The sequence below is a fragment of the Nocardia sp. NPDC050713 genome (assembly GCF_040654315.1).
Classification (GTDB): Bacteria; Actinomycetota; Actinomycetes; order Mycobacteriales; family Mycobacteriaceae; genus Nocardia.
The window spans coordinates 178,115-200,586 of record NZ_JBFAHS010000014.1 but is presented as its reverse complement, the minus strand read 5'-3'; the positions used below and the strand labels follow the sequence as shown (position 1 = coordinate 200,586).

The window sequence follows — 22,472 nt, the reverse complement described above, 5'->3', positions numbered from 1 at the left end:
AACTTTTTGCATGTTGTGCCGACACGCGGGCACTGGCGCGTGACGGCCCGGAAACATCCAGCAAACCGCCCTGGTAGCCAAGGCCCTCGAGCGTATCGGGGGTGGTGCTGGGGGAAGGTGGGGGACGCCGTGGGGAGAAGTGGGAACCGTCTCGGGGAAGGTGGAGGTACGTCCAAAGGAACAGCCGTATGGGAGTCCGTACGAAGACCGCGCACGGCCGGTGCGAGTGCGGCGATCACCTACGAAGACGCGTCCCCTACCGTGGCGCGGCAGGGCCTGAACGCGAGCAGGCGACGCCGCACCATCGCGTGGTGCGGCGTCGCCTGCCGTATGAAGATATCGGGGCTACAGCCGAGCTACTCCTGCTCGAACCGTCTCCGGAAGCGATCCTCCATGCGTTCGGAGAAACCACCGGACTTGCGCTGACGCCCATGTCCGCTCGATCCGCCACCGCTCGGCCCGCTGGAGGGCGCCTCGCCGGAACGCGCGCCACGGGCGGCGCCCTTGGAATTGCCGAGCAGCAGCAGCACGCCGGCGCCGAACATGACGATGAATCCGATCAGGCTGATGATCGGAAAGCCACCGGGCTTCACCGGAGCGGCGATACCGGCGACCAGTAGAAACAGACCGAGGACGAACAAGGCCGCGGCCTGGAGTCTGCGACGACTCGAGGTCGAGCGAAGGCGTCCGCCGCGGACGGACGAGGCGAACTTCGGATCCTCAGCATAGAGCGCGCTCTCGATCTGTTCGAGCATGCGCTGCTCGTGCTCGGAGAGTGGCACGGTACCTCCCCCGGCACTAGGACGTGGCTTGTCGCCTCCGGGTAGGCGACAGATAGCCGACCTTGGCGGCTATCTGTCACCAATGATACGAGTTCGATCAGGGCCGTACCACCTTCTCGGTGATAACTAAGCGGTCATGCCTCCGCCCCATCCCGGCGCGGGCCGCAACCGGGCGGCCGACTTCAGCAGATCTTCCACGTCGTGCAGGAATGCCCCCACCCGCGAAGAGAACTCGTCGGCCTGCCGCTCGTCCACTTCGCGGTCCAGTCCGGCCTCCAGCGCGGCGCGCAGTTCCGAGCGCGCGCTGAAGTAATCGGCCCACATGACGAACTCGGGCGCGGCGCGCTGCAACAGCACCCAAGCGTTGCGCGAGCGGGCCCGCGGCGCGGCGTCGGCGCCGGTGAACGCGAGCACCGCGCCCGCGCCACGCAGCGCGGCGAGGTACGCGGTACGGAAGCGCTCCCGCGGATCGGTCTCCCCCGCCGCCTGCAACAGCAGTCCGTCGGCCTTCTTCAGCAGTTTCCCCGCCTTGCCGGGCTGGCCCGGCTGCTCGATCCGACTCATCGGCTCGTCCCTCCGCACTCGTACACCTCTGGTCCCCGTGCACCGCGCGGACCGAACAGGTATTCGAACGTTTGAATTGAGCTTGAATATAGTGACGCCCACCGACAACTTTCCGCGTCCGCGCGGTCCGACGAGAGCCATGACAGCCGTCAAGCCACATCACTCACCCGCACCCGTCGTCGTCGACCTCTCGGTCGCGGATCTGCGCTACCGGCTGCACGACGCGCTAGCGGTCTATGTCGCCGCGATGGACTATCCGCGCGGCACCGAGAACCATCGCGCGCCGATGTGGACCGAGCACACCACCCGCGCGGGCTGGCAGGCGGTCGCCGCGCTGCTTCCCGACGAGGACGGCCGCGTCGACCTGCGCACCTCGCCCATCGTCGCCATCGCCTACGGCTACCGCGGCGCGCCGCACCAGTGGTGGCACCAGCAGGTGCACAGCGGGATGCGCCGCTCGGGCTGGCCGGAACACTCGGCGCGCGAATTGCTTTCGGACTATTTCGAGCTGACCGAGTTGCACGTGCACCCGAGCGCGCAGGGCCGCGGCATCGGCGCCACTCTGCTGCGCAGGCTGCTCCAGGACCGGACCGAGAGCGCGGTGCTGCTGTCCACGCCGGAGGTGGCGGGCGAGGAGAACCGCGCGTGGCGGCTCTACCGCAGGGAGGGATTCGCCGACGTCATCCGGCATTTCGTCTTCGCGGGCGACAACCGGCCCTTCGCGATTCTCGGCAGGCGGCTGCCGCTGTGAACGTGGTGGTCGTCGGTTCCGGCCACAACGCCCTGGTGGCGGCCTGTTATCTGGCGCGCGAGGGTCATCGGGTCGAGGTGCTGGAGCGCGACGAGGTGCTCGGCGGCGCGGTGTCGACGGTCGAGCGTTTCCCGGGACACCTGGTGGACCGCGGCTCCTCGGCGCACATCATGATCCGGCACACCGGGATCGTCGAGGAGCTCGAGCTGGAGCGCTTCGGACTGCGCTATATCGATTGCGATCCGTGGGGTTTCACGCCCGCCGATGCCGAGGGGCGGCCGCCGCTCGTCTTCCACCGCGACGTCGACGCGACCTGCGCGTCCATCGCGGCGGCGTGCGGGACGGCCGACGCCGAGGCGTATCGGCGGTTCGTCGCGGTGTGGGGTCCGCGCAGCGCGCGGGTGATGCGCGCGTTCGGCGGCGCGCCGGGGCCCGGTCATCTGCTGCGCTCGTTCTGGGGGCTGGACGCCGAGGCCGGGGGCAGCGCGCTGTCCAGGGAGTTCCTGCAGTCCGGTGACGCGTTGCTGGACAGCTTGTTTCGCGACGAACGGCTCAAGGCGTCGCTGGCCTGGTTCGGTGCGCAGTCCGGTCCGCCGATGTCGGAACCGGGCACGGCGCCGATGGTCGGCTTCGCGGCGCTGATGCACACGCTGCCGCCGGGGCGGGCGGTCGGCGGCAGTGGCGCGTTGAGCGCGGCGCTGGTCGCGCGGCTGCGCGCCGACGGTGCGACGGTGACGGCGGGTGACGCCGTCACCTCGATCGGGCGCGCGGGCGCGGGCTGGGTGGTGCGCACCGCGTCCGGGCGGAACCTGCGCGCCGACGCGGTGATCGCGGGCGCGCACGTCCTCACCACGCTGGACCTGCTGCGCGCGGGCGGATTCGACGAGGCGACGCTGGACGACTGGCAGCGCCGCATCCGGGTCGGGCCCGGCATCGGCATGGTGGTGCGGGTCGCGACGAACGCGCTGCCGGGTTATCCCGGTGCCTCCCCGGCTGCATCCGCGCGCGGCCTGCAATTCCTCGTCTCCGACCGCGCGCAGCTGCGGCGCGCGCACGGCGCGGCGCTGGCGGGCGATCTGCCGCCGCGGCCGGTGGTGCTGGCGATGAGTTTCAGCGCGCTCGATCCGAGCATCGCGCCGCCGGGCGAACACCAGCTCTCGCTGTGGGCGCAGTGGCATCCCTATCGGCTGGCCGACGGCAGCGACTGGGCCGCGCACGCCGATCGCGAGGGCGATCGGATCATCGCCGAGGTCGACTCGTACGCACCGGGTTTCGCCTCGAGCGTGCGCGAGCGGTTCGTGCAGACGCCGGTCGACCTGGAACGGGAGATGGGGCTGCGCGGCGGCAATGTGATGCACGTGGAGATGTCGCTGGACCAGATGATGCTGTGGCGGCCGCTGCCGGAACTCTCGGGTCAGCGGGTGCCCGATGCGCCCGGACTGTATCTGACTGGGGCGTCCACCCATCCCGGCGGCGGCGTCTCGGGCGCCAGCGGACGGACGGCGGCGCGGCTCGCCCTGCGCGACGCTCGGCGCAGGCGGTTCCCCTTCGCACGCAAGCGATGACGGACCCGATGATGCGGACGCCGGAACACGAGAGCGTGCGACAGGCTCGGTCGATGATTCGGCCGGTGCGGCACCCCGTGCCGGTGCTGCTCGCGGCCTCGCTCGTGCTCGCGCAGATCGGCTATCCGCTCACCGAGGGCGCGGCGCGGGATCGGATCACCGTGGTGATCGTGCTGTTGTCCGCGGGCACGGCCCTCACGCATGCCGCCGCGACGCGCGGAACTCGGTACGCGCTGGGGTTTGTGGTGATCGTCTCGGGGCTCGGCCTGCTCGCCGAGATGCTCGGCGTGGCGACCGGAATCCCCTTCGGCTGTTACGAGTACGCGCAGGACCGGATCGGGCCGTCGCTGGCGGGCGTGCCGCTGCTGGTGCCGCTGGCCTGGACCGGCGGGATGTATCCAGTGTGGATCGTGGCCGGGATCGTCAGCCGCGGGACCGTGGGCCGGGTCGTCCTCACCACGGTCGGGGCGGTGGGGTGGGACCTGTTCCTCGATCCGCAGATGGTGGCCGACGGTCAATGGACCTGGTGCGATACCGATTCCGGGCTGCCGGGCCTGGCCCATATCCCGCTCACCAACTACCTCGGCTGGTTCTGCGTCGGCCTGCTGATGGCGCTGCTGCTCGAAGTCTGGGACCGCGCCGCGCCCGCCCCCACCCGACCCCGCTCCGGCGCCTCGCTGACCGTGCCCGTCGCGATCTTCCTCTGGACCTGGCTCGGCTCCATTCTCGCCCACGCCGTCTTCCTCGATCTTCCCTACTCGGCCTGGTACGGCGCCCTCGGCATGGCGCCGCTCGGCGTGCCGCTCCTGATCCATTCGGCCCGGCACAGGCGAGGCGGGACGGGGTGTGTCGTCGTGTCGCGCCCGCCGCGTGGCGATTCGGACGTCGGGCCTGGCACGATGTGAGCCGTGCAACCGAGTCCCGCCGCCACGATGCCCGAAGTTCCGGTCCGACCGTCGCCGCGCGCACCCCGTACCAGGGTGCGGGTAGCCGCGGGCGTGCTGCTCGCCGTGCTGTTGGCTCCGATGCTGGCGGGGTGCCTGCGGGTGCAGGTGTCGATGGGTGTGTCGTCCAACGACCGGGTGTCCGGGCGGATCATCGCCGCGGTGGTGCCCGCGAGTCCCGAGGACAAGGGTCCGCAGCTGAAGGCGCCCGAAACCCTGGCGGCGAAGGTGCGGGTCGAGCCCTACAACCAGGACGGTTACCTGGGCAGCAAGGTGTTCTTCGAGGACCTGTCCTTCGGTGAGGTGCAGCAGCTCGGCATGCTGTCCGATCAGACGCAGGGCATGTTCCAGCTGAACTTCAAGCGCACCGGCGATCTGGTCAGCCTGGAGGGGCGGGTCGACCTGAAGTCGGTGCCGCCGCACGGCTCCGACGTGCAGTTCACCATCGCGTTCCCGGCCCGGGTAGCCAAGACCAACGGTAACCGCGAGGGCGATTCCACCGTCTCCTGGAAGCTGCCGCCCGGCGAGGTGTCCAGGGTGCTCGCCGAGGTCCACTACGCCGACCCGAACACGCGCTCGTTCGCGGGTTGGGCGGGCATCGTCGGCGGCATCACCCTCGCGGTCGCCGCCATCGTCGCGGCCATGGCGTACATGGACCGCAACCCCGCAGCGCCGGAAGTTCCCGAGCACCAGTTCTCCTGGCGGCGTTGGTGGCGGACGGTCAAGCAGTTCCGCTGATCGCGCTGGTGCGGATCGGCACGGCCATCGCACTCGCGGGTTGCGGTACCGCGCTGATCAATCGGCTCTCGACGCCGCGATTGGATGCGAATGCCGAAGTGGCCGAGGCGGTTACCGTGTGCGTACCGGCTCGTGACGAAGCGGAGCGGCTCCCCGCGTTGATCGCCGACCTGCGCGCGCAGACCGGCGTGCCCGGCCTTCGGGTGCTGATCCTCGACGACGGTTCCACCGACAGCACCGCGGCGGCCGCGCGGGAGGCGATCGCGGGTGATCCCCGCTTCGAGGTCATCCGTTCGGAGGCCGAACCGCCCGCAGGATGGACCGGCAAAGCCGCCGCGTGCGCCCGCCTTTCCGAATCCGTCGACACGCCGATCCTGGTTTTCCTGGACGCCGATGTGCGGCTGGCCCCGCGAGCCATCGCCGCGGCGGCACGCGCGGTTCGCGACCGGGGCGCGGCTTTGGTCTCGCCGTGGCCGACGCAGCGAGCCGAGTCCATCGCCGAGGCGCTGGTGCAGCCGCTGCTCTGCTGGTCCTGGGCGTCGACGCTGCCCATCGTGCTCGGCAACCGCGGCCACCGTCCCTCGACGGCGGTCGCCTGTGGCCAGTTCCTCGCCTTCGACACCGCCGCCTACCGCGCCATCGGCGGGCACGCCTCGGTGGCGCACAGCCCCGTCGAGGACCTCGACATCGCCCGCGCCCTCCGCCGCGCCGGCCACACCACCCATCTCGTCGCCGCCGGGCACCTCGCCCGCACCCGCATGTACCGCGGCGCGGCGGAGATCGAGGCCGGGTACACGCGCTGGCTCTGGTCCGCCTACGGCGGCTCACCCGCGGCGGCCGCCGCCGTGGGAACCGCCCTCGCACTCGGTTATTGGCTTCCCCCGCTCGCCGCCCTGTTCGGCAGCGGACCGACCCGCCGCACCGGCGCGCTCGGCTACGCCGCCGCGGTCACCGGTCGACTCCTCGCCCGATCCCTCGAATCCGGCGGCGCCCTCCGCCGCGCCGACGTGCTCGCGGGCCTGGCCCATCCCGTATCGGTCGCCGCCTATCAGCGCCTGGTCCTCCGCTCCCACCGCGCGAAAAGCCGTGGGGCACTGCGCTGGAAGGGCCGCGCGCTGCCCGAGATCACCTGAGCAGGCGCGCCCCATCGACCCCTCGAACCCGAGGATCGTTGAGCACTACCGCCGATTTCCAGCGCCCCTGCACCCGAGACGTGGCGGGGAACATCCTGCTGGCGCAGAAGACGACTCCGGCTCGGTCACAGGACCGAGCCGGAGTCGTCGGAGGCCGGAGCCTTACGGGACCGAGGTGATACCGACGGTCGGGAGGAAGAAGCAGGACTGGTTGCCGTTGTCGACGGTGCCGAAGACGGCGGCGAGCACGGTGCCCTTGCCGGTGTCGACGGGGACGGCGCGGATGCCGCCGACGGGGAGTGCCGCGAAGAAGAACTCCTGGACGGCGCGTTCGGCGTGCGGGCGCAGGTCGGCGGGCACCTCGGCGGGGATCATCGCGCGGAAGATGTCGGCGAGCGGGCCCATTTTGGTGATGCCGCTGCGGCCGTTGCTGATATTCAGCCAGGCCACTTGCATCCCCGCGGTATTGCGGCTGTCCTGGTTCACGCCGTAGGGCACGAAGGTGAACATGGTCTGGCCGGACTTCACGGCCGTCAGATCCAGACCGGGAATGGACACCGTGGTCTTGGGCCACGGTCCCGGCATCGCGCCCGCGACGGCGGGCACCAGACCGAAGGTGCTGCCGTTGCCGCAGAACGCCGCGGCGGTCGGGTACAGGAACGGGTCCATCCCGAATCCGCGCAGCGCCTCCACGGTGGACTGGTAGGCGCCGAGCAGGTCGCCCGGTGCGGCGGCCTGCTGTTTGCCCACCAGTTCGGTGGCGGCCGAGGGTGCGGCGGGTGCGGGGGCGGGCGCCGCCACGGCGGGGGCGCAGACGCCGAACGCCAGCGCGACCGAACCGGTCGCGGCGGCGGTGAGAGTGGTGAAGCGGCGCAACAGGGTCACAGCGGTGCTCCTCATCGTCGGCACGGTGAGGACACGGTACTCCGGCAAACTCGCTCAGCAGCCGTTTCGGCAATCGGCAAGTTTTCGGCGCGTCGGCTTGCACCCGCATCTCAGAGCGTTTTCGGGCAGCCGACCGGCCGACCCGCGCAATGATCACCGGTCGTTCCGTCCGGAACCAGGGCTGCGCTCACCCTGATTTCTAACCTTGTCCGGCGCATGCCCTGCTCCGCATGATGATTCGGCTCGACCCCTGCTGCGCCCGGAGCGGACCGGGGTCCGCAACACCATCCAGAGCGACCGAGAGACCTGGCTCGCCGACGTCGCAGCAACCCCCCCGGACAACCGGGTGCGGGTGCTTCCGCCAGGAACGATGGAGGACCGAATGATTCGCCCACGCAACGCCGCCCGCCGGACCCGACGCCACACCGAGCCCTGCCGCCGAACCCCAGCCAGCTGTCCGCGCTGATCCAGCGCCAGACCGTGCACCCGTCGCTGGCCGGGTGCGGTGACCAGCGCGTTGCGCGGTCGCGTTCGAATCTCCCGAAGGGCCCGAAATGAGTGCGTCCCTCGCATCCGATGCGGCGGCGGCGGAAGACGCCGATCCCCCCGGCTCCGCCAACCGGTCCGTCACAGCAAACCAACCCAGCTCAGACGTGAGCGGACCCGCCGCCACCGGCGACCGACTCGGCTCAGCCGCGAACCGACCCGGTGCTGCCACCGACCAGCTCGGCTCGGGCGTAGCCGAACCTGGCACAGCGGCGAACCAACCCGCCGCACCCCCGGATCGGCTCGGCGAAACCGCCGACCGACCTGGCTCGACGGTCAGCGAAACCCCGTCTGTCACAACCCAACTCCGTCCTGCTGCGGGTTACCCGGATGCCGCCGGACAGCCGAATGCAACTATCACGGCAACCGGCACTCGACCCACCCCCAGAATCGCGCGCACGTACCACCCGTGGCGCTGGGTGATCAGCGCCGCCGCTTTGGTGCTGCTCGCCCAATTCGCGCACGGCCTGGCCACCAATCCCGGCTGGGATTGGCCGACGTTCGCGAAGTACTTCACCGCACGGTCGGTGCTGACAGCGCTGCGGGTGACTCTGGAGCTGACGCTGTGGGGCACCGCGCTCGGTTTCCTCATCGGCACCCTGCTCGCCGTAGCGCGGCTGTCGAACAATCCGGTGCTGCGGGTGATCGCGTGGGTCTACATCTGGGCGTTCCGCTCGATTCCGATGATCGTGCAGCTGCTGTTCTGGTTCAACATCGCCTACCTGTATCAGACTCTCTCGCTGGGGATTCCGTTCGGACCCGCGTTCCTCACTTTCGAAGTCAACGGTGTGATCACCGGATTCACCGCCGCCGTGATCGGTCTAGCGCTGCACCAAGCCGCTTATTCGGCCGAGATCATCCGCGCCGGGCTCATCTCGGTCGATCCCGGTCAGCTGGAAGCGGCGGCGTCGCTGGGGATTCCGCGCTGGCGGCAGTTCCGCACGATCGTCGTGCCGCAGGCGATGCGCTCGATCCTGCCGAACGCGACCAACGAGGTGATCAGCCTGTTCAAGGGCACCTCGATCGTCTCGGTGATGGCGATCGCGGAGCTCTTCTACCAGGTGCAGGTGATCTACGGCCGCAACGGCCGGGTGGTGCCGCTGCTCATGGTGGCGACGGTCTGGTACATCGTGCTGACCACGATTCTCACGGTGGCGCAGTACTACATCGAGCGCCATTACGCCAAGGGCGCCCAGCGCACCCCGCCGCCGACCCCGCTGCAGAGGCTGCGCCGCAGGGTCCGCGAGATCGCCGAGCTGGGTTCCGCCGCGCCGCGGGGAGCCACCCGATGACCGCGCTCGAGACGCCCGCCGTGCGGCTCACCGGCGTGCGGAAGTCCTTCGGTCGCACCGAGATCCTGCACGGCATCGATCTGACGGTGCGCGCGGGCGAGGTGGTCGCGGTGATCGGCCCGTCCGGCTCCGGCAAGTCGACACTGCTGCGGGTGCTCAACCACCTGGAGCCGGTCGACGCGGGCACCGTGCACATCGATGGCGAGCTGATCGGCTACCGGCTTCGGCGCGACGTCTTGTATCCGCTGCCGGATCGCGAGGTCCGTAAACAGCGCTCCCGCATCGGTTTCGTCTTCCAGCAGTTCAACCTCTTCCCGCATCTGACGGTGCTGGACAACGTCACCCTCGCGCCGCTCACGGCCCAGCGCAGGGACCGCGGCGAGGTCGAGCGCGAGGCGAAGGCGCTGCTGGAGCGTGTCGGCATCGGCGAACTCGCCGACGCCTATCCGCGCAGGCTGTCCGGCGGACAGCAGCAGCGGGTGGCGATCGCCAGGGCGCTGGCCGTGCGGCCGCGGGTGATCCTCTTCGACGAGCCGACCTCGGCGCTGGATCCCGAGCTGGTCGGCGAGGTGCTGGACGTGATCCGCGATCTGGCCGAGGACGGCACCGCGCTGGTGATCGTCACGCACGAAATCGGTTTCGCCCGCGAGGTCGCCGACACGGTGGTCTTCCTCGACGCGGGCGTGATCATCGAACAGGGCACGCCCGCCGAGGTTTTGGACAACCCGAGCCATCCGCGCACCCGCGCCTTTCTGTCCCGAGTCCGATGAGCGCCGCGACGCCGGTCCCATCCAGCGCCCCAGCCCTCCCCTCCACGAACAGGTTTCCGATGAAGTTCCCCGCCATGGTCGCCGCGCTCGCCGCGGCCGCGCTGCTGGTCACCGCGTGCGGCACCGACCCGGACGAAGACCGCCAGGTCTCCTCCGACGGCACGGTCGCCTTCGATCTGTCCCCCGAGCAGTCCGGCCGCGTGCGCGCGGACAAGGTCGACGCCATCGCCGCCGAGGTCCCGCAGGCCATCCGCGACCGAGGGACCCTGGTGGTGACCGGCGCGTCGGGCACGGCGCCGCCACTGCGCTTCTACGCCACCGACGACAAGACGGTGGTCGGCTCCGAGGTCGACTTCGCTTCGCTGGTCGCCGACATCCTCGGACTGCGATTGGTCGCGCGTGTGGCGGATTGGTCGCAGAACTTCGTGCGCGTCGACTCCGGTGAGGTGGACGCCTTCATCTCGAACGTGACCGTCACCGAGGAGCGCAAGGAGAAGTACGACTTCGCCACCTACCGCCACGACAACGTCGCGCTGGAGGTGCCCGCCAAGAGCGATCTCCAGTACCAGGACCGGAAGAGCCTGGCGGGCAGGCGGATCGGCGTCGGCACCGGAACCAACCAGGAACAGCTGCTGGTGAAATGGAACGAGCAGAACCGCGCCGAGGGGCTGCCCGCCATCGAGATCGCCTACTACGACAAGACCAGCGATTACTATCTCGCGCTCGCCTCACAGCGGCTCGACGGCTACCTCGGCCCGAATCCGACCGCGATCTATCACGTGAGCACGGCGAACCAGACCAAGATCGTGGCTACGTTCTCCGGCGCGGGCGAGGCGCTGCAAGGCGAGATCGGCGTGCTGACGAAGAAGAACAACGGCCTGATCGGCGCCGTCCAGAAGGCGCTGCGGCATGCCATCGAGTCCGGTCTCTACCAGCGGGTCATCGATCGCTGGGGACTGCGGACCGAGGCAGTCACCGAATCGCGGATCAACCCGCCCGGTCTACCGAAGCAGCGGTGATCCGGTGACACGGGGAATTTCGACGATCCGCCGGGCGCACTGGGTCGCCCAGGACGACCCGCTGGCCGCGCCGCTGCTGGCCGAGCTGGCGCTCGAGTACAGCAGCCGCTACGGCCGCACTCCCGGCGAGGTGCACTCCGACCTGCGCGGATATCCGGCCGCGCGCTTCTCCCCGCCCGGGGGCGGGCTGCTCGTGGTCATCCAGGACGGAGAGCCGGTGGCGGGCGGCGCTTTTCAGCAGTTCGACGCGACAACCGCCGAGCTGAAACGGATCTGGACCGCACGCGAGCACCGCAGGCGCGGTCTCGGCCGATTCGTTCTGGAGCGATTGGAGACCGAGATCGCCGTCCGCGGGTACCGGCGCGTCTACCTGACGACCGGACCGCGCCAGCCCGAGGCGGTCGGGCTGTACCTGGCGGCCGGGTACACCGCGCTCTACGACCCCGCGCTGCCCGCGGAAGAGGTCGGCCCGCACCCCCTCGAGAAGTTCCTCGACCTCGGCGAATGGGAGGAGACGGCATGAAATTCCTGTTGTTCACGCTGGTGACGCGGGTGCCCGAGCCGCGGACCGGGGTGCTGCCCGACACCAGGCAACGGTTGCGTTCGGTAGTCGAACAGGCCAGGCTCGCCGAGGATCTCGGCTACGACGGTTTCGCCGTCGGTGAGCGGCACGAGGATTCGCCAGCGACAGCGTCACCTGGTCGGGGCGGTTCCGTCCGCCGCTGGAGCGGGCCAGGGCACTGCCGCGCCCGTTCCAGCCCCGGATCCGGATCTGGCACGGCAGCGCTACCAGCCGCGATTCGGTGGAACTCGCCGCGCGCCACGGTGATCCGCTGTTCTCGGCCAACGTCACCAACCCGATCGAGCCCTACGCCGAGCTTGTGCGCCACTACCGGGAGCGGTGGGAGCACTATGGCCACGATCCGGCCGAGGCGCTGGTCGGGGCCGGTACAGCGGGCTTCCACGTGGCACGGACCTCGCAGCAGGCGCTGGCCGCCTACCGGCCGATCTTCGAAGCGCGGCTGGCGTCGAGCCGGAAGCTCGGTCTGCCCATCGTCTTCGAGACACTCGACGACTTCGTCGCGCGCAGTTCGGCGTTGATCGGCAGCCCGGAACAAATCGTGGACAAGATCGGCCGCCAGCACGAGCGGTTCGGCCACGAGGTCATCCACCTGTCCGCCGAGCGCGACGGACGCGGCGTGGCCGAACACCGCGAAAGCCTCGAACTCTTCCAAACCGAGGTGGCGCCGGAACTGCGCCGCCGCATCCCCAGCAGGCCGTTGGCCTCGAGCACCGAACTCATTGGAGCGACATCGTGATCCGAACCCGCCATCGAATTCTCGCGCTGGTCGGCGCGCTCGCCGCGACGAGCGCCCTGGCCGCCTGCGGCAGCGATTCGAGCGCGCCGGGGGACGACGCGGGCCCGCCGCGCCCCGGCGGCACGCTGCGCTACGGCCTGTCCCAGGCGCCGACCTGCTCGGATCCGGCACAGGCCGGAACCAACCAAACCCTCTATGTGACACGCCAGATCGTCGATTCGCTCACCGACCAGGATCCGCGGACCGGCGAGATCAGGCCGTGGCTGGCGCGCAGCTGGGAGATCAGTCCGGACGCCAAGGTGTTCACCTTCCACCTCGCCGACGGCGTCACCTTCAGTGACGGCACCCCGCTCACCGCGGAGTCGGTGCGCAACACCTTCGATTCGGTGCAGCGGCTCGGCGGGGTGAAGGCTCCGCTCGGCGCCAGCTATCTCACCAACTACGTGGGCACTACCGCCGTGGACCGGCTGACGGCGCGCGTGGAATTCAGCAAGCCCAATGCCCAGTTCCTGCAAGCCTCCTCGACCACGCAGCTGGGCATTCTCGCCGACGCGACGACAGCCGAGCCCGCCGAGCAGCGCTGCCTCGGTGACAACATCGGCACCGGGCCGTTCACCTACGCGGCCTGGCGACAGGATCAGTCGGCGAAGCTGGCCAAACGCGCCGGATACCGCTGGGGCTCGGCGGTGTTCGCGCACCAGGGCGAGGCCTACCTGGACGGGATCGAGTTCACGGTGGTGCCCGAATCCGGCGTGCGCACCGGCAGTCTCGTCTCCGGTCAGCTCGACGCGATCAGCGACGCACTGCCGCAGGACCTGCCGCAGCTGGAAGCCGCGGGCGCGCGACTGCTCACCACGGTCAACCCCGGTGTGCCGTTCGGTTTCCAGGCCAACGTGACCCGCGGTCCGTTGCGCGACCCGGCGGTGCGCCAGGCACTGCTGCCCGCCATCGACCGAAAGCAGCTGGTGGACACCGTGCTCGGTCCCCAGTTCAATCCGGCTTCGGGTCCGCTGTCCAGCACCACACCCGGCTACCAGGACTTCTCGGCCCGGCTGGCCTACGACCCGGCCAAGGCCAAGGGCGTTCTCGACCAGGCGGGCTGGGCGCCGGGCGCCGACGGTATCCGCGCGAAGAACGGTGAGCGCCTGTCGTTCTCGGTGCTGTTCAGCCAGGCCTTCGCCGGAAACCAGGCCATTCTGGAGCTGACGCAGCAGCAGCTGCGACAGGTGGGCGTCGAGTTGAAGCTGGACCTGGTGTCCACGCCGGACTACACCGCGCGGCAGAACGCCAAAGACTTCGACATCACCTACTACAACACCACCCGCGCCGACGGTGACATCCTGCGCGCGGTGTTCGGTGTCGACGGCCGCAATCTCAATGCCCGCGACCGTATTCCGGCGTTGGACGACGCCCTCGAGGGGCAGCTCAGCGCGGCCGATTCCACCGCCCGCACCGCGTTCGTCCGCACCGCCCAGCAGCAGGTGCTCGACGCCGGGCTGTGGATCCCGACCATCGAACTCTCCCAGGCCATCGGCGCCGCCGCGAACACCAGGGACCTGAAGTTCGAGGCGTCGGCGCGGCTGCAGTTCTTCGACACCTGGCTGAGCGGGCACTGAGATGGTCCGTTATCTGGCGCTGCGCGTCCTGCAGGCGATGTGGGTGCTGTGGGCCGCGTTCAGCATCTCGTTCGTGGTGCTCTACCTGCTGCCCGCCGATCCGGTCTCCATCGCGGCCGACGGCGGCGGGGGCGCGACGGTGGACAAGGCCGCGATAGCCGAGATGCAGGCCCGCTACGGTCTGGATCGTCCACTGTGGGACCAGTACTCGACCGCGCTGGGGAACGCGATCCAGGGCGATCTCGGGCTGTCCATCTCGACCGGCCGTCCGGTCACCGAGGCGATCGGCGAAGCCGTGCCCTCGACACTCGGATTGGCCGCGCTCGCCTTGCTTTTCGCGACCGTGGGCGGTGTGACGCTGGCCTTCGCCGCCACCTACACGCGCAAGCCGTGGCTGCGCGACCTGCTCGCCGCGCTACCGCCGCTCGGTGTCGCGGTGCCGACGTTCTGGACGGGACTCATCCTGCTGCAACTGTTCTCGTTCCACTGGCGGCTGGCGCCCGCGTTCGGCGGGGAGGGGCTGCGCGGCACGGTGCTGCCCGCGCTGACGCTGGCCCTACCGATCGGCGCGGTGATCGCGCAGGTGCTCGCGGCCGGATTGGAGTCGACCTGGCGGCAGCCGTTCACGGAAGTCGCGCTGGCCAAGGGCGCGTCGCGCTGGTGGGTGCAGCGCAAGCACGTGGCCCGGCCCGCCAGCGTGCCCGCGTTCACCATCGCCGGTGTACTGGTCGGCAATCTGCTCGCCGGTTCGGTCGTGGTGGAGACGGTGTTCGCCCGCACGGGCGTCGGCAGGCTGACCCAGATATCCGTGCTGGCCCAGGACATTCCGGTGGTGCAGGGCATCGTGCTGCTGACCTCGCTGGTGTTCGTCGCGGTGAATCTGGCGGTGGATCTGCTGTATCCGCTGCTGGACCCGCGGATCGCGGCGCGTGGCGCACGGTCGGCGGACGACGGCGCGACGGACGCGGAGGACATCGCGGAGGAGGTGCTCGTCCGTGCCTGACGTGCTCGACTTGGACAAGACTCGCCGCATCGCACTGCCCGGACTCCGCCTGCCGAGCCCGGACGACCTCCGGCGCAACGCCGCGCTGATTCTGTCGGCGGCGGTGGCGCTGCTGGTGCTCGGGTGGGCGCTGGCGCCGTCGCTGTTCGCCAGTGGTGACCCGCTCATCGGGGTACCCGCCGAGAAGTTCCAGGCTCCCAGCGCGCAGCATTGGTTCGGCACCGACAACCTCGGGCGCGATCTGTACACGCGGATGGTGCACGGCGCGGGGCTGTCGCTCACCGCCACGCTGTCCGCCGTCGCGCTGGCCGTGGTGGTCGGCTCGCTGCTCGGTCTGCTGGCCGGTGCGACCGGCGGGGTGGTCGACGCGGTCGCCATGCGCGTGGTGGACGTACTGCTCTCCATTCCGTCGCTACTGCTTTCCCTGGCGCTGGTCACCGCGCTCGGCTTCGGAACGCGCAATGTGGCTATCGCCGTGGGTGTTTCGTTGATCGCCAACTTCGCGCGGGTGATGCGCTCGGAAGTGCTGCGGGTGCGGCGCGCGGTGTACGTCGAGGCGGCGCACGCCTCCGGGGTGCGCTGGTACACGGTGCTCGCCCGGCACATCCTGCCGAACTCGTACCAGCCCGTGCTGGCGCTCGCCGCGGTCGAGTTCGGCATGGCGGTGCTCTCGGTCTCGGCGCTCAGCTTCCTCGGCTACGGCGCCGAACCGCCCACGCCGGAGTGGGGCTCGCTCATCTCCGAGGGCCGCAACTACCTCGCCACCGCCTGGTGGCTCACCACCCTGCCCGGGCTGGTGATCATCGCCGTCGTGCTGGCCGCCCAGCGCCTCGGCCGCGCCGCAGGAAGGACCGATCAGCCGTGAGCGATCCGACCACCGCCCGCGCCGACCGGCAACCCGCCGAACACGACGTCGCCGCGACACCCGATACCGGTGCGCAGACCGCCGCTGATGCGCTGACCGACGTCCGACTGGACAGCCGAGCTCCGACCGAAGAGCGCGAATCGCCCTCGGCACAGCCCGTTTCGGACGAACAGGCAGCGCGCTCGGAAACTCGATCAGTCCCGCTAGGTGATGTCAAAAGCGAATGGCCGAATGTGGAGTCACCGCCCGGTGACCGCGAAGCCGAGAGCCGGGCGGCCACGGACACGAGTCGCGCTACGCGATCAGCCCGCCCCGAGACGACCGGGCCACCGACGGGCGCCTCGACCCGATCGAGCACCGACAACGACACAGCGCGTCCCGATCGACGTCAGGACGAGGGCAGCCCAACTCTCGATCGACGTCAGGACGAGGGTCGCGCCGAAGACGCCCTGTTGCAGGTGGATCGGCTCCGGGTCGACTATCGCCCTTCGGGCGGGCCGGTCACGGCGCTGACGGCCGCCTCGCTGCGTATCGCTCGCGGCGAGGTGGTGGCGCTGGTCGGCGAGTCCGGTTCCGGGAAGTCGACACTGGCGCATTCGGTGATCGGATTGCTCGGAGCGACCGCCGAGATCACCTCGGGCACCATCACTTTCGACGGCGAACAGGTCGACACGAGCTCGGAACGGACGCTGCGAAGGCTGCGCGGGGTGCGGATCGGGTTCGTACCGCAGGACCCCGGCCTCTCGCTGAATCCCGTTCGGCGCGTCGGCGATCAAGTGGCGGAGGCGCTGCTCGTGCACCGGCTCGTCGCCCGTCGGGGTGCGCGGGTCCGTGTGCTGGAGCTGCTGACCGAGGTCGGCCTGGATCGTCCGGAGTCGCGGGCGGATCAATATCCGCACGAGCTGTCCGGCGGGCAACGCCAGCGGGTGCTGATCGCCATCGCCCTGGCTTGCGGACCGGAGCTGATCATCGCCGACGAGCCGACCAGCGCGCTGGACGCCACCGTGGCGCGCCGGGTGCTCGACCGGCTCGCCGAGCGCACCGCCGCGCGCGGCACGGCGGTGCTGCTCATCATCCACGATCTGGCGATGGCCGCGGAACGCGCCGATCGGCTGGTGGTGCTCGCGGGCGGCGAAGTCGTCGAGTCCGGGCCGACGGCGGAGATCCTCGCCGCGCCGCACCACCCCTACACCAAACGGCTGCTGAGCTCGTCGCCGAGCCTGGCTCCCGGTCCGCCGCGACCGGAACGGCCGCGCGAGGGGGAACCGCTGCTCGTGCTGCGCGAGGTGCGCAAGCGCTTCCACACCCGCTCCGGCGACGCCGTCACGGCGGTCGACGGCATCGGATTCGAGCTCGGCCGCGGCGAAACCCTGGCCCTGGTGGGCGAATCCGGCTCCGGAAAGTCGACAACCGCGCGGATCGCATTGCGGCTCACCGACGCCGACCATGGCAGCGTCGTCTTCGACGGCGAGAATCTGCTCGCGGCCCGCCGCGGCAGGCTGCGGGCGCTGCGGCGCCGGTTCCAGGTGGTGTACCAGAACCCGTACTCCTCACTGGATCCGCGCTGGCGCGTCGGCGCGATCATCGAGGAACCGCTGCGCGCGTATGGGATCGGCGATCGCGCCGCCCGCCGCGACCGGGTGCGGGAACTGCTCGGTCAGGTCGCGCTTCCGGAGCGTTTCGCCGAGCGTCGCCCCGCCGAATTGTCCGGCGGACAGCGCCAGCGGGTGGCCATCGCCCGTGCGCTCGCACTGCACCCCGACCTGCTGGTGCTCGACGAACCGGTGTCCGCGCTGGACGCCTCGGTGCAGGCGCAGATCCTCGACCTCCTCGACCGCCTGCAGTCCGAGCTCGACCTGAGTTACCTGTTCATCTCGCACGACCTGGCCGTGGTGCGGCGGATCAGCGATCACGTGGCGGTGCTGCGCCGCGGCCGCATCGTCGAATACGGCCGCACCGCACGCCTCTTCGCGGATCCGCGCCACGACTACACCAGGGAACTGCTCGCCGCGATCCCCGCCGTCCGCACGGGGAGCGTGGATTTCGCAACGGAAAGGACGGCATGATGCCGGATTCGGATTTCTTTCTCGCGGTGGAACTCGCCGGGACCGGCGCGCATCCCGCGTCGTGGCGACGCCGGGATTCGCGCGCCGAGGACCTGTTCACCGCCGCGTACTGGGTCGACGCGATCACCGCCGTCGAAAAAGCCGGGGCGGACGCGGTTTTCCTGCCCGATTCTTTCGGGTTGCAGCCAGGCGGCGCCGCGACCGCACAGGGCAGACTCGACGCGGTCGCCATCGCGGCACGGGTCGCCGCCGCAACGCACCGCATCGGTCTACTGCCGCAGGCCCCGGTCACCCACACCGAGCCGTTCCACCTGTCCAAGGCGATCGCCAGTCTCGATTTCGCCACCTTCGGCCGTGCGGGCTGGGAGGTCACCGTGTCCGAGGGCGCCGAGCAGGCGAAGGCGTTCGGCCGCAAGGGCGCTCGCGACCCGGCGGCGCTGTGGCACGAGGCGGACGAAGCCGTCGAGGTGGTCACCCGGCTGTGGGATTCCTGGGAGGACGACGCGGAGATCCGCGACTTGCCGACCGGGCGCTTCATCGACAGAGACAAGCTGCACTACATCGGTTACGCGGGCGACAACTTCTCGGTGAAGGGGCCGTCGATCACGCCGCGCTCGCCGCAGGGTCAGCCGATCGTCGCGGTCCGCGCCGACGAAGGGCCGAGCATCCAGGTCGCGGTGCGCCGCGCCGACCTGATCCGCGTCGCCCCACCGGATCTCGACGCCGCGCACGCCAGGCGGGCCGCGCTGCGCAGCGCCTTGCTCGGCGCGGATCGCGACCCGGACGCGGTGCGGGTGCTGATCGACATCGATATCCACCTGGCCGATACCGCCGAGCGCGCGTACGCGGAACTGGCCGAGCTGGACCGCTGGTCGGCGTCGGCCACCGCGCCGCTGTCCGGCGCGCCCGCCTCGTCGCGAGGCGGCGCCGAGCCCATCGCGCCGCAAGGTGGTGCCAAGTACACAGCGCCGCAAGGTGGTGCCAAACACACAGCGCCGCAAGGCGGTGCCGAGCACACAGCGCCGCACGTCGGCACAAGGGCGACCGGCTCGGTGCTTCGTCACATCGGCACCGGCGACTCGCTCACCGAACTACTCGCGGCCGTCGCCGATTCGGACGCCGCCGACGGCGTGGTGCTGCGTCCGCTCGCGGTCCAGGCCACCCTGCGCCACCTACCGACAGCCCCGCCCGCACCGGCCACCACCCTGCGCGAGCGGCTCGATCTGCCGCGCCCGCCGAGCCGCTACGCCACGATTCAGGAAGGAACACCGTCGTGAGTTCCGCCGAGCCGCGCAAGACCGTCCATCTGGCCGCGCACTTCCCCGGGGTGAACAACACCACGGTCTGGAGCGATCCGGCGTCCAAGAGCCAGATCGACTTCGAGTCCTTCGTCCACTTGGCCCGCACCGCCGAGCGCGGCCTGTTCGACTTCTTCTTCCTCGCCGAAGGTCTGCGGCTGCGCGAACACCTCGGGCGCATCCACGATCTGGACGTGGTCGGCAGACCGGACACCTTCGCGGTGCTCAACGCGCTGGCCGGTGTCACCGAGAAGCTCGGACTGGCGGGCACCATCAACTCCACCTACAACGAACCGTTCGAGCTGGCCAAGCAGTTCGCGTCGCTGGATCACCTGTCCGGCGGACGCGCGGCGTGGAACGTCGTCACCTCCTCCGACGCGTTCACCGGCGAGAACTTTCGCCGCGGTGGATATCTGGAGCACGCCGACCGCTACCGCCGCGCGGCCGAGACCATCGAGGTGGCGCGCGCGCTGTGGGACAGCTGGCCCGCCGACGCACTGGTCATCGATCGCGACGCGGGCGTGTTCGCCAGGAACATTCCCGAAACCCGCCACCGCGGCGCGCAATTCGACATCGCCGCGCGCTTCGTCCTGCCACCGAGCCCGCAGGGCCATCCGGTGCTGTTGCAGGCGGGCGATTCCGACGACGGCCGCGAATTCGGCGCCGCCACCGCCGACGCCATCTTCACCGGCCACGGCACCCTCGAGGCCGGACGCACCTTCTACGCCGACATGAAGGGCCGCCTGGCCAAATACGGCCGCGGACCCGACGAACTGAAGATCCTGCCCGCCGCCACCTTCGTGCTCGGCGACACCGCCACCGAGGCCGAGGACCGGGCCAGGCACATCCGCTACCAGCAGGTGGGTCCGCAAACCGCCATCGCGTTCCTCGAACAGGTCTGGGGCCGTGATCTTTCCGGCTATGACCCGGACGGACCGCTGCCCGACGTCGATCCCTCCGGCGACGTGAACATCACCAGGGGACGGGTGCGTCACGCGAAGGATCCGCGCGCGGTCGCCGAGGCGTGGCGCGCCAAGGCCGAGGCCGAGAAGCTCAGCATCCGCGAGCTGATCATCGAGGTCACCGCGCGCCAGCAGTTCGTCGGCACCCCCGCCGAGGTCGCCGAGCGCATCGACGAATACGTGCAGACCGACGCCGCCGACGGTTTCATCCTCGTCCCCCATCTCACCCCCGGCGGGCTCGACGAGTTCGTCGACCGCGTCGTCCCGGAGCTACAAGAGCGCGGCAGCTTCCGCACCGAGTACACCGGCGACACCCTGCGCGACCATCTCGGCCTGCGTCATCCACGTCACCGCACATCCGTCCACGAAGGAGCCAGAGCGTCATGACCGCAACCACCGCAACCACTTTCGACTCCGAGTGGGCCGCCTGGCACGACGCCAGGGAGGACCGGCTGCGCGACCGGCTCGGCTTCCTGAGCCTGACCGCGCTGCACTGGCTCACCGACCAACCCGAACGGCTGCCCGGCCTGCCCGGCACCTGGTGGGTCACCGACAACAAGGTGTTCATCACCGCCCAACCGGCCGACCGGCTCGTCTTCGACGGCACCGGCATCGCCGGCGTGCAGATCCTCACCCCCGCCGAAGGCGCGCCGGGACTCGAGGTGCGCCACGAACAGCGCGTGCTCGAGGTCATCCGGCGCACCGGGCGCTACGCGGTGCGGGTCCACGACCCCGCCGCCCCGTCGCTGGCCGCGTTCGCGGGCATTCCCACGTACCAGCCGGATCAGCGCTGGATCGTGCCCGGCCGCTTCGAGGCGTTCGCCGAGCCGCAGGACGTCGTCACCGCGGCCGTGGTCGACGGCCTCGAACATCACCACACCGCCACGGGCACCATCGAATTCACCCTCGGCGCGGTCACCGAGCGCGTAGTCGCGTTCCAGGCCGGCGCCGAACTGCGCATCCTGTTCACCGACGCCACCAGCGGCGTCACCACCTACCCCGCGGCCAGGTCACTGAGCATCGCCGCGCCCGACGCCGACGGCGCGGTGCTGCTCGACTTCAACCGGGCGGCCAATCTGCCCTGCGCCTTCACCGATTTCGCCACCTGCCCGGTGGCGCCCGTACAGAACCGGCTGCGGGTGGCCATCGAGGCGGGCGAGCAGGATCCGCGGCTCGGAAAGGGGCAGGCGTGACGGTCCCCCTCGCCATCCTCGACCTGGCTCCGATCAGCGCCGGTTCGACCGCGCAGCAGGCGCTGCGCAACACCGTCGAACTGGCCCAGCGCGCCGAACAGTGGGGCTACCACCGGTATTGGCTCGCCGAACACCACTTCGTCGCGGTGGCCAGTTCCAGCTCGATCACCCTGATCGGGCTGGTCGCGGCCAACACCTCCCGGATTCGGGTGGGTTCGGCGGCGGTGCAGATCGGCCACCACACCTCGGCGTCGATCGTCGAGGCGTTCGGAACCATCGACGCCCTGTATCCCGGACGTCTGGACCTCGGGCTCGGGCGTTCGGGGCATCGGCGGGCTCAATTCGGTTCGGAGCCGGAACATCTCAAGGGCGGGCGCCCGGTGGTCGACACCGCCACCGGGCGCACCGAGATCCGGGACGGCGTGGTGATCCCGCCGCCGTTCGATCCGGGTCGCATCGTCGACCGGTCCCGCTACCTGGCATCGCTGCGCGCGTTGCAACAGCCGGGCGCACAGGCGCCGGACTTCGCCGACCAGCTCGACGAGGTGCGCGCCCTGCTCGCGGGCACCTACACCAGCGCGGACGGCATCCCGTTGCACGCGACGCCGGGTGAGAACGCACAGGTGCAGCTGTGGCTGTTCGGCAGCTCGGGCGGCGAGAGCGCCGAACTCGCCGGCCGTCTCGGTCTGCCGTTCGCCGCGGCCTATCACGTGGCGCCGGGGACCGCGCTGGACGCCGTCGCCGCCTACCGCGCGGCGTTCCGTCCGTCCGAGTACCTGGCCGAGCCGTACGTGGTGGTCTCGGCCGACGTGGTCGTCGCCGCCGACGACGCGAAGGCCGAGCGACTGGCCGCGGGCTACGGGCACTGGGTGTACGGCATTCGCGCCGGAACGGGCGCGACCGAGTTCCTCGCACCGGAGACCGCGGGTCCGCTCACCCCGGACCAGCTGCGGCTGGTGGACGATCGGCTGGCGACCCAGTTCGTCGGGTCGCCGGGCACGGTGGTGGAACGGCTCGCCGCGCTGCAACGGGTGACCGGCGCGAACGAACTGCTGGTGACCAGCGTCACGCACGATCACGCCGACCGGCTGGAATCCCATCGGCTGCTGGCCGAGGCGTGGGGGTCACGGGCGGCGCGGGCGGCTTGATACGTGAATGCCC

20 protein-coding genes, 1 pseudogene and 1 riboswitch are annotated in these 22,472 nt (G+C 70.4%); of the genes and pseudogenes, 18 read left to right on the top strand and 3 right to left on the bottom strand.

Features of this window, described 5'->3' with window-relative positions:
- Nucleotides 1-356: 356 nt before the first annotated feature.
- Both AB0H49_RS25150 and AB0H49_RS25145 read right to left on the bottom strand, forming a co-directional pair.
- A complete protein-coding gene (locus AB0H49_RS25150) occupies nucleotides 357-782 on the bottom strand; it encodes a DUF3040 domain-containing protein (protein WP_357254804.1) in 426 nt (141 codons plus the stop codon).
- 126 nt (nucleotides 783-908) lie between these two features.
- Nucleotides 909-1,346, bottom strand: coding sequence for an SAV_6107 family HEPN domain-containing protein (locus AB0H49_RS25145; protein ID WP_355004248.1), 438 nt, complete (start codon nucleotides 1,344-1,346; stop codon nucleotides 909-911).
- Nucleotides 1,347-1,485: 139 nt separating this feature from the next.
- Here AB0H49_RS25145 and AB0H49_RS25140 point away from each other — a divergent pair, with 139 nt between their 5' ends.
- The 5 genes from AB0H49_RS25140 to AB0H49_RS25120 are packed head-to-tail and all read left to right on the top strand — an operon-like array spanning nucleotide 1,486 to nucleotide 6,477.
- A complete protein-coding gene (locus AB0H49_RS25140; RefSeq protein ID WP_355004247.1) occupies nucleotides 1,486-2,097 on the top strand; it encodes a GNAT family N-acetyltransferase in 612 nt (203 codons plus the stop codon).
- On the top strand, nucleotides 2,094-3,662 hold the full coding sequence (locus AB0H49_RS25135) for an NAD(P)/FAD-dependent oxidoreductase (RefSeq protein ID WP_357254801.1): 1,569 nt from the start codon (nucleotides 2,094-2,096) through the stop codon (nucleotides 3,660-3,662). Before AB0H49_RS25140 ends, AB0H49_RS25135 begins: the two co-directional genes overlap by 4 nt.
- A gap of 53 nt (nucleotides 3,663-3,715) precedes the next feature.
- Nucleotides 3,716-4,567, top strand: coding sequence for a carotenoid biosynthesis protein (locus tag AB0H49_RS25130; RefSeq protein ID WP_357254799.1), 852 nt, complete (start codon nucleotides 3,716-3,718; stop codon nucleotides 4,565-4,567).
- A 27-nt stretch (nucleotides 4,568-4,594) separates the two neighbouring features.
- A complete protein-coding gene (locus AB0H49_RS25125; protein ID WP_357254868.1) occupies nucleotides 4,595-5,344 on the top strand; it encodes a DUF3153 domain-containing protein in 750 nt (249 codons plus the stop codon).
- Complete coding sequence (locus AB0H49_RS25120) at nucleotides 5,314-6,477, top strand: glycosyltransferase family 2 protein (RefSeq protein WP_357254797.1); 1,164 nt, start codon at nucleotides 5,314-5,316, stop codon at nucleotides 6,475-6,477. The genes AB0H49_RS25125 and AB0H49_RS25120 overlap by 31 nt, the downstream gene beginning before the upstream one ends.
- 162 nt (nucleotides 6,478-6,639) lie before the next feature.
- On the opposite strand, the gene AB0H49_RS25115 is transcribed toward AB0H49_RS25120, so the two are convergent.
- The gene (locus AB0H49_RS25115) at nucleotides 6,640-7,377 is read right to left on the bottom strand and encodes a hypothetical protein (protein WP_355004243.1); all 738 of its coding nucleotides are present in this window, start codon (nucleotides 7,375-7,377) and stop codon (nucleotides 6,640-6,642) included.
- Nucleotides 7,378-7,643: 266 nt separating this feature from the next.
- A riboswitch (SAM riboswitch) is annotated at nucleotides 7,644-7,739 on the top strand.
- 525 nt (nucleotides 7,740-8,264) lie between these two features.
- Here AB0H49_RS25115 and AB0H49_RS25110 point away from each other — a divergent pair.
- The 13 genes and pseudogenes from AB0H49_RS25110 (at nucleotide 8,265) to AB0H49_RS25050 (ending at nucleotide 22,459) form a co-directional block, all read left to right on the top strand.
- Nucleotides 8,265-9,200 (top strand): amino acid ABC transporter permease, encoded by a 936-nt coding sequence (locus AB0H49_RS25110; RefSeq protein ID WP_357254866.1) that lies wholly within the window; start codon nucleotides 8,265-8,267, stop codon nucleotides 9,198-9,200.
- Entirely contained in the window at nucleotides 9,197-9,970 is a 774-nt protein-coding gene (locus AB0H49_RS25105) for an amino acid ABC transporter ATP-binding protein (RefSeq protein WP_357254794.1), read from the top strand. The genes AB0H49_RS25110 and AB0H49_RS25105 overlap by 4 nt, the downstream gene beginning before the upstream one ends.
- Before the next feature lie 59 nt (nucleotides 9,971-10,029).
- Nucleotides 10,030-10,989, top strand: coding sequence for an ABC transporter substrate-binding protein (locus tag AB0H49_RS25100; RefSeq protein WP_357254793.1), 960 nt, complete (start codon nucleotides 10,030-10,032; stop codon nucleotides 10,987-10,989).
- A gap of 4 nt (nucleotides 10,990-10,993) precedes the next feature.
- A complete protein-coding gene (locus AB0H49_RS25095) occupies nucleotides 10,994-11,512 on the top strand; it encodes a GNAT family N-acetyltransferase (protein ID WP_357254792.1) in 519 nt (172 codons plus the stop codon).
- Nucleotides 11,509-12,308 (top strand): annotated as a pseudogene (locus AB0H49_RS25090) (LLM class flavin-dependent oxidoreductase). The gene AB0H49_RS25095 and the pseudogene AB0H49_RS25090 overlap by 4 nt, the downstream one beginning before the upstream one ends.
- Nucleotides 12,302-13,924: an ABC transporter substrate-binding protein gene (locus tag AB0H49_RS25085; RefSeq protein WP_357254864.1), complete on the top strand. Its 1,623-nt coding sequence runs from the start codon at nucleotides 12,302-12,304 to the stop codon at nucleotides 13,922-13,924. Before AB0H49_RS25090 ends, AB0H49_RS25085 begins: the two are co-directional and overlap by 7 nt.
- Nucleotide 13,925: 1 nt before the next feature.
- The gene (locus AB0H49_RS25080) at nucleotides 13,926-14,927 is read left to right on the top strand and encodes an ABC transporter permease (RefSeq protein WP_355004239.1); all 1,002 of its coding nucleotides are present in this window, start codon (nucleotides 13,926-13,928) and stop codon (nucleotides 14,925-14,927) included.
- Between the two features lie 28 nt (nucleotides 14,928-14,955).
- Nucleotides 14,956-15,792, top strand: a complete 837-nt coding sequence (locus tag AB0H49_RS25075) for an ABC transporter permease (RefSeq protein WP_355004292.1) — start codon at nucleotides 14,956-14,958, stop codon at nucleotides 15,790-15,792.
- Between the two features lie 449 nt (nucleotides 15,793-16,241).
- A complete protein-coding gene (locus AB0H49_RS25070; protein WP_357254862.1) occupies nucleotides 16,242-17,858 on the top strand; it encodes an ABC transporter ATP-binding protein in 1,617 nt (538 codons plus the stop codon).
- On the top strand, nucleotides 17,858-19,135 hold the full coding sequence (locus tag AB0H49_RS25065; protein ID WP_357254790.1) for an LLM class flavin-dependent oxidoreductase: 1,278 nt from the start codon (nucleotides 17,858-17,860) through the stop codon (nucleotides 19,133-19,135). Before AB0H49_RS25070 ends, AB0H49_RS25065 begins: the two co-directional genes overlap by 1 nt.
- Nucleotides 19,132-20,505, top strand: a complete 1,374-nt coding sequence (locus AB0H49_RS25060) for an NtaA/DmoA family FMN-dependent monooxygenase (protein ID WP_357254789.1) — start codon at nucleotides 19,132-19,134, stop codon at nucleotides 20,503-20,505. The genes AB0H49_RS25065 and AB0H49_RS25060 overlap by 4 nt, the downstream gene beginning before the upstream one ends.
- A complete protein-coding gene (locus AB0H49_RS25055) occupies nucleotides 20,502-21,311 on the top strand; it encodes a DUF1684 domain-containing protein (RefSeq protein ID WP_357254787.1) in 810 nt (269 codons plus the stop codon). The genes AB0H49_RS25060 and AB0H49_RS25055 overlap by 4 nt, the downstream gene beginning before the upstream one ends.
- Nucleotides 21,308-22,459 (top strand): LLM class flavin-dependent oxidoreductase, encoded by a 1,152-nt coding sequence (locus AB0H49_RS25050; RefSeq protein ID WP_357254785.1) that lies wholly within the window; start codon nucleotides 21,308-21,310, stop codon nucleotides 22,457-22,459. The genes AB0H49_RS25055 and AB0H49_RS25050 overlap by 4 nt, the downstream gene beginning before the upstream one ends.
- The last annotated feature ends 13 nt before the right edge of the window (nucleotides 22,460-22,472 follow it).